This is a genomic window from Mesorhizobium sp. M1399 (genome assembly GCF_040317735.1).
Taxonomy (GTDB): Bacteria; Pseudomonadota; Alphaproteobacteria; order Rhizobiales; family Rhizobiaceae; genus Mesorhizobium.
This window is the reverse complement of record NZ_JAMYKZ010000002.1, coordinates 426,863-438,899: the sequence shown is the minus strand read 5'-3', so window position 1 is coordinate 438,899 and position 12,037 is coordinate 426,863. Positions and strand designations below refer to the sequence as shown.

At 63.1% G+C, this 12,037-nt stretch carries 15 protein-coding genes; 9 read left to right on the top strand and 6 right to left on the bottom strand.

Annotated features, from left to right (window positions below):
• Positions 1–32: 32 nt before the first annotated feature.
• A complete protein-coding gene (gene purE, locus NKH05_RS04625; protein WP_023720992.1) occupies positions 33–530 on the top strand; it encodes a 5-(carboxyamino)imidazole ribonucleotide mutase in 498 nt (165 codons plus the stop codon).
• The gene (locus NKH05_RS04620) at positions 527–1,603 is read left to right on the top strand and encodes a 5-(carboxyamino)imidazole ribonucleotide synthase (RefSeq protein WP_352480890.1); all 1,077 of its coding nucleotides are present in this window, start codon (positions 527–529) and stop codon (positions 1,601–1,603) included. The genes purE and NKH05_RS04620 overlap by 4 nt, the downstream gene beginning before the upstream one ends.
• 70 nt (positions 1,604–1,673) lie before the next feature.
• Here the strand turns inward: NKH05_RS04620 and NKH05_RS04615 are convergent, their stop codons facing one another.
• On the bottom strand, positions 1,674–2,096 hold the full coding sequence (locus NKH05_RS04615; RefSeq protein ID WP_023720994.1) for a lysozyme inhibitor LprI family protein: 423 nt from the start codon (positions 2,094–2,096) through the stop codon (positions 1,674–1,676).
• 236 nt (positions 2,097–2,332) lie between these two features.
• On the opposite strand from NKH05_RS04615, the gene ykgO reads away from it, so the two are divergent.
• Both ykgO and NKH05_RS04605 read left to right on the top strand, forming a co-directional pair.
• Positions 2,333–2,458, top strand: a complete 126-nt coding sequence (ykgO, locus tag NKH05_RS04610) for a type B 50S ribosomal protein L36 (protein WP_006327841.1) — start codon at positions 2,333–2,335, stop codon at positions 2,456–2,458.
• Between the two features lie 95 nt (positions 2,459–2,553).
• Positions 2,554–3,153, top strand: coding sequence for a tetratricopeptide repeat protein (locus tag NKH05_RS04605; protein ID WP_023720995.1), 600 nt, complete (start codon positions 2,554–2,556; stop codon positions 3,151–3,153).
• 83 nt (positions 3,154–3,236) lie between these two features.
• Here NKH05_RS04605 and NKH05_RS04600 read toward each other — a convergent pair whose 3' ends face one another.
• The 3 genes from NKH05_RS04600 to NKH05_RS04590 all read right to left on the bottom strand — a co-directional run bounded on the left by NKH05_RS04600 (position 3,237) and on the right by NKH05_RS04590 (position 6,408).
• A complete protein-coding gene (locus NKH05_RS04600) occupies positions 3,237–4,319 on the bottom strand; it encodes an NAD(P)H-dependent flavin oxidoreductase (RefSeq protein WP_352494179.1) in 1,083 nt (360 codons plus the stop codon).
• A 215-nt stretch (positions 4,320–4,534) separates the two neighbouring features.
• On the bottom strand, positions 4,535–5,965 hold the full coding sequence (pyk, locus tag NKH05_RS04595) for a pyruvate kinase (RefSeq protein WP_352494178.1): 1,431 nt from the start codon (positions 5,963–5,965) through the stop codon (positions 4,535–4,537).
• Complete coding sequence (locus tag NKH05_RS04590; protein WP_473505739.1) at positions 5,962–6,408, bottom strand: DUF1036 domain-containing protein; 447 nt, start codon at positions 6,406–6,408, stop codon at positions 5,962–5,964. Before NKH05_RS04590 ends, pyk begins: the two co-directional genes overlap by 4 nt.
• Positions 6,409–6,694: 286 nt before the next feature.
• Here NKH05_RS04590 and NKH05_RS04585 point away from each other — a divergent pair, with 286 nt between their 5' ends.
• The 4 genes from NKH05_RS04585 (at position 6,695) to NKH05_RS04570 (ending at position 9,804) form a co-directional block, all read left to right on the top strand.
• Positions 6,695–7,492, top strand: coding sequence for an N-formylglutamate amidohydrolase (locus NKH05_RS04585; protein WP_352855442.1), 798 nt, complete (start codon positions 6,695–6,697; stop codon positions 7,490–7,492).
• A 25-nt stretch (positions 7,493–7,517) separates the two neighbouring features.
• Complete coding sequence (locus NKH05_RS04580) at positions 7,518–7,826, top strand: DUF1244 domain-containing protein (protein ID WP_023721000.1); 309 nt, start codon at positions 7,518–7,520, stop codon at positions 7,824–7,826.
• 165 nt (positions 7,827–7,991) lie between these two features.
• On the top strand, positions 7,992–8,453 hold the full coding sequence (locus NKH05_RS04575) for a cupin domain-containing protein (RefSeq protein ID WP_352480892.1): 462 nt from the start codon (positions 7,992–7,994) through the stop codon (positions 8,451–8,453).
• A gap of 169 nt (positions 8,454–8,622) precedes the next feature.
• The gene (locus NKH05_RS04570) at positions 8,623–9,804 is read left to right on the top strand and encodes an MFS transporter (protein WP_352855440.1); all 1,182 of its coding nucleotides are present in this window, start codon (positions 8,623–8,625) and stop codon (positions 9,802–9,804) included.
• Here the strand turns inward: NKH05_RS04570 and NKH05_RS04565 are convergent.
• Positions 9,762–10,673: a LysR family transcriptional regulator gene (locus tag NKH05_RS04565; protein ID WP_023721003.1), complete on the bottom strand. Its 912-nt coding sequence runs from the start codon at positions 10,671–10,673 to the stop codon at positions 9,762–9,764. The genes NKH05_RS04570 and NKH05_RS04565 overlap by 43 nt on opposite strands.
• Positions 10,674–10,765: 92 nt before the next feature.
• On the opposite strand from NKH05_RS04565, the gene NKH05_RS04560 reads away from it, so the two are divergent.
• Complete coding sequence (locus tag NKH05_RS04560) at positions 10,766–11,743, top strand: SDR family oxidoreductase (RefSeq protein WP_352855438.1); 978 nt, start codon at positions 10,766–10,768, stop codon at positions 11,741–11,743.
• 37 nt (positions 11,744–11,780) lie between these two features.
• On the opposite strand, the gene NKH05_RS04555 is transcribed toward NKH05_RS04560, so the two are convergent.
• A complete protein-coding gene (locus NKH05_RS04555; protein ID WP_023678456.1) occupies positions 11,781–11,939 on the bottom strand; it encodes a DUF3309 family protein in 159 nt (52 codons plus the stop codon).
• Positions 11,940–12,037 lie beyond the last annotated feature (98 nt).

Sequence of the window (12,037 nt, the reverse complement as noted above, 5' to 3'; positions counted from 1 at the left end):
AATGCGCGCGTTTGCCGCCGGGGAGCAGAAGCTTGGACAATCACCGCGCCGACGTCGCCATCATCATGGGCAGCCAGTCCGACTGGGCGACGATGCGCCACGCCGCCGAAACGCTTGAGGCGCTTGGCATTCCGCACAAGCGGCTGATCGTCTCGGCCCACCGCACTCCCGACCGGCTCTATGACTTCGCCAAGGGCGCCAAGGGCGCCGGCTACAAGGTGATCATCGCCGGTGCCGGCGGTGCGGCGCATCTGCCGGGCATGACGGCAGCGATGACGCCACTGCCGGTGTTCGGCGTGCCGGTGGAATCGAAGACGCTGTCCGGCCAGGATTCGCTGCTTTCGATCGTGCAGATGCCGGCCGGCATTCCGGTCGGCACTTTGGCCATCGGCAAGGCCGGCGCTGCCAACGCCGCCCTTCTGGCCGCCGCGGTGCTGGCGCTGAGCGACGAAAAGCTTGCCGCCCGGCTGGACAGCTGGCGCGCCGCGCAGACCGCCAAGGTGGCCGCCGAGCCGACGGACACGCCGTGAGCCGGCCCGCCGGATCGACCATCGGCATCATTGGCGGCGGCCAGCTCGGCCGCATGCTGGCGATGGCCGCGGCCCGCCTCGGCTACCGCATCGTCGTGCTGGAGCCGCAGCCGGACTGCCCGGCGGCACAGGTCGCCAACCGGCAGATCGTCGCCGCCTATGACGACGCGGCCGCGCTCGGCGAGTTGGCTGCGGCCAGTGCCGTCGTTACTTACGAATTCGAGAACGTTCCGGTTGCGGCCGCCGCGGCACTTGCCACCACGGTCCCGGTCTATCCGCCGGCACGCGCACTGGAAGTGGCTCAGGACCGGCTGGCGGAAAAGAAATTCCTCAACGGCATCGGCATACCGACCGCAGATTTCAGCCCCGTCGACAATGACGAGGAACTGACGGCCGCGCTGAAAAAGTTCAACGGCAGCGGCATATTGAAGACGCGCCGGATGGGCTATGACGGCAAGGGCCAGCGTGTCTTCCGCAACATGGAAACAGGCGGCTTTGCCGGCACTTGCGAGGCGATGGGCAACGTGCCGTTGATCCTGGAATCATTCGTCGCCTTCGAGCGCGAGATTTCGGTGATCGCCGCGCGCGGCATCGACGGTTCGCTCGCCGCCTACGATCCGGCCTGGAATGTCCATCGCAACGGTATTCTTCACAGTTCGACGCTGCCGGCCGGGGTGAAGTCCGACACGGCGGCTGCGGCTCAAACGGCGGCGGCCGAGATACTTGCAGCGCTCGACTATGTCGGCGTCATCGGCGTCGAATTCTTTGTCCTGGCCGACGGTTCGCTGCTGGCCAACGAGATTGCGCCGCGCGTCCACAATTCCGGTCACTGGACGGAGGCCGCCTGCACCATCTCGCAATTCGAGCAGCACATCCGCGCCGTCGCCGGCCTGCCGCTGGGAAATCCCGCACGGCAGTTCGACTGCGTCATGGAAAACCTGATCGGCGACGACATCCGGCGCGTTCCTGAACTTCTCGCCGAGCCCGATCTGATGCTGCACCTCTATGGCAAGGCCGAGGCGCGGCCCGGCCGCAAGATGGGCCATTTCACGCGCGTGAGCCGCCGCAGCTAGAGCATGATCCCGAAAAGTGGAATCCGGTTTTCGGGAACGATCATGCTCAAACAAAAGTTAGAACCTACGCTTACTGGATGTCGCCGCTCTCGTCCTCGTCGGGGCTGGCGCAGCTCACATCGCCTTCCGCGCAGGTCGAATCGGCGGTGAGCTGTTTGGTGCGGTCGTCGGTCAGCCGCGTCAGGCATTCCGATATCAGCATCGGATAGATCGAGCCGCCTTCGCTGTCCGCGGCGGAATAGCTGCATTCCGCGTCGCGAAAGGCGATCCACGCGCGCTGCGCCGTCTGCAACAGCTTCCTGGCTTTTGCATCGCTTGCGCTGATGAGCTCCTGGTAGGCCTTGTTGAGTTTGGCGTCGGCGGATTTGTAGTCCGCGTCGGCGCAGATGTTCATCATCTGCTGGCTGTCGTCGTTGCGGTCGCATTCCTGCGCATGGGCAACAGAACCTGCCGCAAGGACGGCAAGACAGGCGGACACAAGAATTCGGCGCATGATGATCTCCAATTCGCAACCGCATCATTCCAGCCGTCTCAAGCCCGCGCAATGCCGCAAGGCGCCGTTGGCGGGTATTTCGATGATACGAAACGGTCCGTATCGTTTAGGCAACGCGCTTGCGGTTGACACGGGCAAGGCTCCTCGTCTATGAGCCACGCACAGTTCAAAGGCGCGTCTGTGGGCGCGCCTTAATAGTTCGGCCCGGGACCGGGCCCAGACCGACGGGCAAGACCATGAAGATCAAGAATTCGCTCAAGGCGTTGAAGGCGCGTCACCGCGACAACCAGCTGGTTCGTCGCAAGGGCCGCGTCTACATCATCAACAAGACCGCTCCGCGCTACAAGGCGCGCCAGGGTTGAGTTTTTGACCGGAGGCTGCGTGCCTCCGTGCGCATGATACGCCTCTCACGCTAAATTCAGTTTGACGATCCGGCGTCGGGGGCTAGATTCCCGCGATGCGGATTCTTTTTGCATTTTTCACGGCTTTCTTCGTTTCCAGCGCTGTCTCGCTGCCGGCGTGGGCTGAAGATCCGACAGCAAATCGGCCGACAGCACCTCCGGTTGTGATGACGAAACAGGCGCGGCTCGATCAGCTGTTTGCCGATCTCAAGCGCGAACGCAACGAAAAGGCGGCCGAGCGCATCGCCGGGCGCATCGGCAGCGAGTGGTCCCAGTCGGGCAGTGCCTCGATCGACCTCATGATGCAATGGTCGCAAAAGGCGACTGAAAACCAGAAATTCGATGTTGCGCTCGATTTCCTCGATCAGGTGGTAACCCTGCAGCCGACCTATGCGGAAGGCTGGAACCGGCGCGCCACGGTTCATTTCATGATGAAGAACTACGGGAAGTCGATGTCGGACATCGACCGTACCCTGCAGCTCGAACCACGCCATTTCGGCGCGCTTTCCGGCCTGGCCCAGATCATGGCCGAAACCGGCCACAAGCAGTCGGCGCTCGAGGCCTGGCAGCGCGTTCTCGGCATCTATCCGATGATGCGCAGCGCCCAGGACCAGGTCGCCGCACTTTCCGAAGAGCTTGCCGGCGAAGGCATTTGAGACCAGTAAGGGAATAGGGGAGTAAGGCAGTATGTGAGTGGTGTAGATGCACTCTGGAACACATCCCCTACTCCCCTACTCCCCTACTCCCCTACTCCCCTATCGGCCCGATCTATGCCGCTTGCTTCCGTGACGAGTTTCTCCACAAGGGCGGCGGCCGGCATCTCCCGCAGCTTCGCAACGCCCTGCCCGGCCCAAATAGGCAAGAAGTCAGCCCGCTTGCTTTCATCCTTTGCCATTGAAAGCGGCATGACCAGACTCGCCTGTAGCGGAAACGCCAGCGCAGCATCTTCCTCACCAGCCATTTCCATCACAAACCGGTTGCGCACCACGCGCGCTGGGCGGCCAGTGAAGCAGCGAGTCACCGACGTGCTCTCGTCGTTGGCCGAGCGCAATGCTACGCGATAGACTGGCTGCACATTGGCTTCAGGACAGGCCAGGAAAGCCGTGCCGATCTGCACACCAGATGCACCAAGTGCAAAGCTGGCAGCAATGCCGCGACCGTCGAAGATACCGCCGGCAGCAATTACAGGCACCCGCACGGCATCAACAATCTGTGGTACGAGGGCCATAGTGCCGGCTGTGCCGATAGCAGGGTCGCCAGTGAATGTGCCGCGATGCCCACCCGCCTCGTATCCCTGCGCGATAATGGCGTCCACCCCTCCTGCCTCAAGCTGGCGCGCTTCCGAGACGGTGGTAGCCGAACACAGGACAATACAGCCGCCGGCTTTCAACTGCTGCACAATTGCGGTGTCGGGTAGGCCGAAGTGGAAGCTGACCACCTTCGGGCGAAGCTCGAGCACAATTTCGAGACGCTCACGATCGAAGGTGGGGAAGGGTTCGCCCGGCTCGGGCACCGGTCCGAGGCCGACCTCCTCATAGCAGCCGCGAAGGCGGTCTCGCATACTTTGAGCTGCCGCATCATCGCGTGCCGGCGCCGGGTGCGCAAAGAAGTTGACGTTGATCGGACGATTGGTGGCGTGCTGTGTCGCCGTGAGCTGCTCGCGGATAGCCGCCGCAGGCAGAATGCCGCATCCGAGCGAGCCAAGCGCCCCGGCATTGCTGACTGCCGCCGCGAGTTCCGGCGTGGTGATGCCGCTCATCGGCGCCTGGATTATCGGGTGTTCAATGCCGAGGAGTTCCAGAAGATCAGTGCGCATCCACATTGGATCACCCTCCTCTTTCTCCCAGGAGAGATTACCTTAACTGACTTCCAGCTCAAGTCGGATAGGGCCTTCGAACCGCTTCACGGCCGGCCACAGGCTGATGCAAGCTGGCGGAGTTCGGCGTCGATCCTAACCCGACTGCGGTCGATGCGCCGGACTGGCGCCGCGTTTACGACGCGCCATGCAGCCGGCCCATCCGGCAGCCGCAGCCGACATTAGCGGCCGACTTCCGATCCGACATAGGCGATGCGCAGCATGTTGGTCGAGCCCGGCGTCCTCAGCGGCACGCCGGCCGTGATGATGACGCGGTCGCCGGGCTTGCCGAAGCCTTCGTCCAAAGCGATGCGGCAGGCGCGATCGACCATGTCGTCGAGGTCGATGGCATCGGGAGAAACGACGCAATGCGTGCCCCACAGCAGCGACAGCCGCCGCGCCGTGTTGAGGATCGGCGACAGCGCCACGATCGGCACTTGCGGCCGCTCGCGCGCGGCGCGCAAGCCGGTTGTGCCGGACGCGGTATAGGTGATGATCGCCGACAGCTTAAGCGTCTCGGCTATTTCGCGGGCGGCGAGCGAGATGGCGTCGGCTCCCGTCGCTTCCGGTTCCGAGCGCTGCGCGTTGATGATGCCGGCATAGGTCGGGTCGGTTTCGACCTTGGTGGCGATCCGGTTCATCATCGCCACCGCCTCGACCGGATAGGCGCCGGCGGCGGACTCCGCCGAAAGCATTATCGCGTCGGCGCCTTCAAACACGGCGATCGAAACGTCCGACACCTCGGCGCGTGTCGGCACCGGCGCGGTGATCATCGATTCCAGCATCTGCGTGGCGACCACCACCGGCTTGCCGGCACGGCGCGCGGCGCGGGTGATCTGCTTCTGGATGCCAGGCACGGCTTCGAGCGGCATCTCGACGCCGAGATCGCCGCGGGCAACCATCAGCGCATCCGAAAGTTCAATGATCTCGGCCAGCCGGGCGACGGCCTGCGGCTTTTCGATCTTGGCCATGATCAGCGCCCGGCCGCGTGCGATCTTGCGTGCTTCGGCCAGGTCCTCGGGCCGCTGCACGAAGGACAGTGCCACCCAGTCGACGCCGGTCGCCAGAACCGCGTCGAGATCCCGGCGGTCCTTTTCCGTCAGCGCTCCGACCGGCAGGTCGGTGTCGGGCAGGCTGACGCCCTTCTTGTCGGAAATGATCGTGCCGGCGACGACGGTGCAGACGATCGCCTTGCCGTTGCTGCTGACCGCCTTGAGCTCGAGCTTGCCGTCGTCGATCAGCAGGCGATGACCAGCCTCGACCGAACGCAGGATTTCGGGATGCGGCAGGTAGACCCTCGTCGAATTGCCGGGTTCGGGATTGTCGTCGAGCGTGAAGGTCTGACCGACGGTCAGCACCTCTTTGCCGTTGGCGAACTTGCCGACGCGCAGCTTTGGCCCTTGCAGGTCTGCGAGAACGCCGATCGGCCGGCCGACCGCCTCCTCGACGGCACGAATACGGCCGACGAGCGTACGCATCAATTCATGGTCGGTGTGGCTCATATTGATGCGGAACACGTCGGCGCCGGCTTCGAACAGCTTCTTCAGCATCTCCTCGGACGAGGAGGCCGGACCGATGGTGGCGAGGATCTTGACCTTGCGGCTGCGTCTCATTGACTGTTTGTTCCCGGGGCGGCTGGAGCGCCATCCGTTGCGGGCTCGTCAGTCAGCTGGACCATCCAGCTTGCCTGCTCGCCCGTGTCATATTCCTGGAATCCGGCGCGCTGAAAGCCCCGGGCGACGCAATCGGTAACGCCGGCGATCTTGAACTCTTTTTCGGCCACGCACATGTTGATCGGGCCATCCCAGCGTCCGCCGCGCTCGGCGTCTTCTGCATAAAGATAGTAAAACCTTGATGACAACGGTCCCTCGATCAGCGTCTTGCAGCTCGACCCTTCGATGTGCCACCAGCCTTCGGTGATCCAGCCAGCTTTGGCGCGATAGCCGATGCCGACACCGACCAGGTTCTGCGTGGCGTTGCAGACCCGGAAATCGGCCCGTGCCGGCGAGGCCGAAATCACCGCAAAAAGGCCCATGGCCGGTATCAGGAGCGGCATGGCCAAGGCATGGCGCACACGCAGCCTGCCGGCGAAACCCATCCTGAAACCCCTCAAGAACCACATTTGCATCTCTCAACGCCCCTTTTCGGAAAAGTCCGTACGCATGTCAACGCGCCGATCTATCCAATTCCAATCGATTTAGAAGGCTCTGGCGCGCTTACGGTCGCCCCTGCTCAGTTTTTTGGCAGAAACCGTGGCCAAACAACGGCATTGCGCGAGCGTTCTCTTCGTGGAATGACGGTACCACCCTCCCCGGAAGCCAGCGAACAGACCTTTCCCGCCAATGACCCGATCCACAGTTTTCGCGCCTTTCGACATCGTCGAAGGCGATCGCAAGCGCGGCATGGTGCTTTTGGCCGATCACGCCCGCCGCGACCTGCCGGAGGAGTATGGCAGCCTCGGCCTGCCCGCGGCGGAGTTCGACCGCCACATCGCCTACGACATCGGCGTCGAGACTGTAACCCGCGAACTCGCAAGTCTGCTCGGCGTTCCGGCGGTGCTTGCCAATTTTTCGCGACTGCTGATCGACCCCAATCGCGGCGAGGACGATCCAACGCTGATTCGCCAGCTCTATGACGGCACCGTCATCCCGGGAAATTATCCCATGGCGCCGGAGGAACGCGAAAGACGGCTGGATCGCTTTTACCGCCCCTATCATGACGCCGTCGGCGCCATGATCGCCTCGGTGGCGCAAGCGTCAGCGCAGGCGCCCTTCATTTTTTCGGTGCATTCCTTCACACCGACCATGCAGGGCTTCGTGCGGCCGTGGCATGTCGGCATATTATGGGATCTCGACGATCGCGCTGCGCGGCCGCTGATCGACATGCTCGCCGAGGACAAGAGCCTCGTCGTCGGCGACAACGAACCCTATGACGGCGCACTGCGCGGCGATACCATGTTCAGGCACGCTATCGTCAACGGCTTTGCCCATGCGCTTATCGAGATCCGCCAGGACCTGATCGCCGACCGGAAGGGTGCGCTCGCCTGGGCCGAACGGCTGGCGCCGATCGTTGACGCGATAGATCGACGTGCCGATATACATGCAGTGAAAATATTCGGCTCGCGCACCGGGCCGGCATGATGGAGGCCAAGGAGGCCAACAAGCCATGACCGAACTCAGCGACGTACAAAAGCGCGATTTCGAAGCCGCTGCCTTCCGCCGGCTGGTCGCGCATCTGCGCGAGCGTTCCGACGTGCAGAACATCGACCTGATGAACCTCGCCGGCTTCTGCCGCAACTGCCTGTCCAACTGGTACCGCGATGCGGCGCAAGCCGAGGGTGTCGAACTCAGCAAGGACCAGTCGCGCGAGATCATCTACGGCATGGCCTATGCCGAGTGGCAGGCACTGAACCAGATCGAGGCCTCCGATGCCAAGAAGGCCGAGTTCGAGGCAAGACGCCCCAGGGACCACTAGAGCAATTCCAGGAAAGGTGTGAACGGTTTTCCGTCCGGAATTGCGTCAAGACAAAAGGATGGAACGGTTCGGCGTTTCCGTGAAACGATGAACCGTTCCAGGGTCACAATCCATCGCACTGAACGACCTTCACGAATGGTTTTTGCCCCAAATGGGAGGACTGCCGTGCCTAAGATCGACGTCGCCGACGTACCCGGACGCAAGGGCTCATCCTATCCACCTCCGTTCGATGCACCCTGTGCCGAACGCGTGCGGCAGCGGCTGGGCAACGCCGGCGGGCTCACCGACTTCGGCATCAATCTCATGCGCCTGCCGCCGGGCAACTGGTCGAGCCAGCGCCACTGGCATTCGCACGAAGACGAGTTCGTCTACGTGCTCGAAGGCGAGCTGACGCTCGTCGAAGATGCCGGCGAGACGGTGCTGCGCGCGGGTGATTGCGCGGCCTTTCCGAAAGGCTCCGGCAACGGCCATCACATGATCAACAAATCGGGCGCAGTTGCGATCTATCTCGAAGTTGGTTCGCGTTGGCCCGCCGACGTAACCACCTGCTCCGACATCGACATGATGAGCACCAACGCCGACGGCCGGTTTGTGCACAAGGATGGCGCGCCTTATCCCGAGCCGTAGAGATTTTGGAGTGGACCACCGAGGTGGTTGGCCGACACGAGAGGACGTAGCGTCCACCGGCGCCTTGTGGCGCCGTCTGGTCCAAGCACTTTCGGCGAAGAGCGCTTGACTGTGAATTGAATCGATCTAATTTGCCGCGCAAAGCCATTTCCGGACCGGATTCTACCCGATGGACGCGCAGAAAATCACGCAAATCGCGATTCGTGGACGCTGGGCCGTGGCCGGCATCTTCCTCGCCAACGGCTTCCTGACCGGCAGCTGGGCGCCGCAGATCCCGGTGTTCCTGACCCGGCTGGACATCAGCAAATTCACGCTCGGCCTGCTGATCCTGTTGTTCGGCGCCGGCGCCGTCACCGCCATGACCTGGTGCGGCCATCTGATCTCGAAGCATGGCTCGCGCACCGTGCTGCGCTGGTTCGGACTTGCCGGCAGCTTCGGTCTTTTGATGGTGGCTCTGGCCCCCAATGTGCCCCTGGCGGCCATCGCCATGTTCATCTTCGGCGGTTCGATCGGCGGCATGGACGTCGCCATGAATGCCAATGCGGTGGCGGTGGAACGGCGGCTGTCCCGCGCCATCATGTCGTCCTCGCACGGTTTCTGGAGCCTTGGCGGTTTCGCAGGCGGCGCTTTGGGCGGTTTCGCCATCCAGAACTATGGTCATCTCGCGCATGCGACGATGGTGACGGCGCTTGCCTTTGCTGTCATCGCGGTAGCGATCCGCTACCTGATCGCCGAGGACAAGCATCCGGTCGCCGAGCATCACAAATTCGCCGTGCCGGCAAACCCGCTTGTCTATCTGGTCGGGCTGATGGCGCTGCTGACGATGATCTCCGAAGGCGCGGTGCTCGACTGGGCAGCGCTGTATCTCAGGCAGGAGCTCGGCGCCGATCTTGCTATCGCAGGCCTGGCCTATGCCGCCTTTTCCGGCGTCATGGCCGTCATGCGCTTTCTCGGCGATGGCGTCCGCAACCGTTTCGGTGCCGTTACGACGCTGCGCGCGTCGGCGCTTGCCGCTGCAGCCGGCATGCTGGTGGCCGGGCTGGCTCCCTCGCCGTGGCTGGCCATTGCCGCCTTTGCCTTTTGCGGCCTGGGTATTGCCAATATGGTGCCGATCATCTTTTCGGCCGGCGGCAACCAGGAGCGCATGGCGCCCGGCACCGGCATGAGCGTCGTCACCACAATGGGTTACTCAGGCATCCTGGTGGCGCCTTCGGCGATCGGCTTCATCGCCGAACACTCGAGCTTCGGCCCGATCTTCGTCGCTCTGTCCGGGTTGCTGATAGTCGTGCTGTTGATGGCCGGGCTCGCTCACCGCGCCGAATTTGCTGCCGAGCCTGCACCGGCTGAATAGCGCTTGAACTGTTCGTAGAGGAAATCCGCGACGCGGCGGATGCGGACGCTGGTACGCACGTCGCGGTGCATGGCCAGCCACACCGGCAGCGTCGGCAGCGGGAGGTCCGGCAGCACGATTTCCACCAGTGCATCGCGCTCGGCCAGCGGCTGCTGGCCAAAGCCGATGCCGTTTCCCGCCCGCAGTGCCTCCCACAAAACTATGTGGTTGTCGGTCCTGAAGCGGAAGGCATTGCGGTTGAGCGGAACCCCGAATTGAGCGAAGCCGCGAATGATTTCATCGCTGCGATCGAAGCCGACCAGATCGTGCTCGGCAAGATCGCGGGCCTCGCGCGGACGGCCACGCCGGTCGAGATAGGATTTTGCCGCGCAGGCGCGGAGCGGAATGTCGGTCACCTTGCGCGCGACCAGTTCATTCTGCGCCGGCTTGACCATGCGGATGGCAATGTCGGCGTCGCGACGCAGCAGATTCTCGACCTGGTTCGAAGCGACGATCTCAACCTCGATGCCGGGTTCCTCGACGGCAAGCCGCGCCGTCATCTCGGGTAGCACATAGGCCGCCACCACCTCGCTGGCGGCAATGCGCACCGTGCCCTCGATCGCTTCGACCGATCCCAGGGCCAGCAGCGAAAATGCGCTCGCCTGCTCGCTCACCGCGCGGCCCCGTTCAAAAAGCGTGCTGCCCGCTTCCGTGAGCGCATAGCCGCGCCGCCCGCGCCGGAACAAGGTGACGCCGAGCGCCTGCTCCAGCTCGGCGATGTGGCGGCCGAGTGTCGGCTGGCTTGCGGCAAGCTTTCGCGCGGCGGCCGACAGGCTCCCGGTCTCCGCCACCGTGACGAAACTCTTGATCAGGTTCCAGTCTATATCCATTCAAAATTGAATATCAGACCACCAGCTTTCGTCAATTTCCATTCGTTTGCGAGGAGATCATATTGGGTCATACGCAAACATGGAGACAAACAATGACCAAGATGGCAATTCTCGGCGCCAATGGCCGGCTCGGCCGCACGGTGGCCAAGGCCTTCATTAATGCCGGCTACGATGTCCGTGCCGTCACCCGCAGCGGCAAGGTGCCGGCGGAACTCAAAGGCGCCACGGCGATCGCCGGCGACGCGCTCGACCGTGCTGCGCTGATCCGCGCGACCGAAGGCGTCGATATCATTTTCAACGGCCTCAACCCGCTCTACACCGACTGGAGCAAATGCCTGCCGATGGCCGAGAATGTGATGGCTGCCTGCCGGGCGAATGGCGCACTGCATCTCTTCCCGGGCACCGTCTACAATTACGGCTCGCCGATGCCGGCGGTGATCGCCGAGGACACGCCGTTTCGTCCGACGACGGAAAAGGGCCGCATCCGCGTTGCCATGGAAGACCTGTTTCGCCGCGAGGCCGACGCGGGTCGGGTGCGCACCATCCTGCTGCGCGCCGGTGACTTCTTCGGCGGCACCGGCAGCGGATCGTGGTTCGATCTGGTCGTTGCCGCCAAGATGACCAAGGGCGTCTATACCGCCCCAGGGCCGGTCGATCTCGTGCATGAATGGGCCTATCTGCCCGACCTGGCCAAGGCTTTCGTCGGACTGGCCGACAATCTCGACAAGCTCGGCTCCTACGAGGCGCTGAACTTTCCCGGCCATGCGGTGACCGATCTCGAGATCAAGGCGGCCGCTGAGAAGGCGCTCGGGCGCACGTTGAAACTGACGTCGATGCCGTGGTGGGTGCTGCGTGCCGGCAGCCCGTTTGTGGCGATGTGGCGCGAGATCGTTTCGATGTCCTATCTCCGCTTCGAGCCGCACCGGCTGGTTTCAGGCGGGCTTGAAGGCATTATCGGTGCGATCCCCCACACGCCGCTGGAAAATGCAGTGTCGGAAGCGCTTGAAGACATCGGTATCGCCACGGTGAAGTCAGCGCAGAAGCAATCTGAAAAAAGGCGGATGGCCTGACGGTCATCCGCCGCTTGTCGGGGACCAATGATTGCGGTCAGATCCGGCCCATCAACAGCAGCACCAGGACAACGATCAGGATGACGCCGACGATGCCGGATGGTCCGTAACCCCAGGACCGCGAATGCGGCCACGCCGGAACCGCGCCAATCAGGATAAGAATAAGGATAATGATGAGAATGGTGCTTATCGTCATCAGAAAATCCTCGCTTTGAGGTTGCAATGACGGAACAATGCAGAAGGCCGCCCATTGTTCCCGGGCGGCCTTTGCTTGATCAGGACGGCGATTCAGCC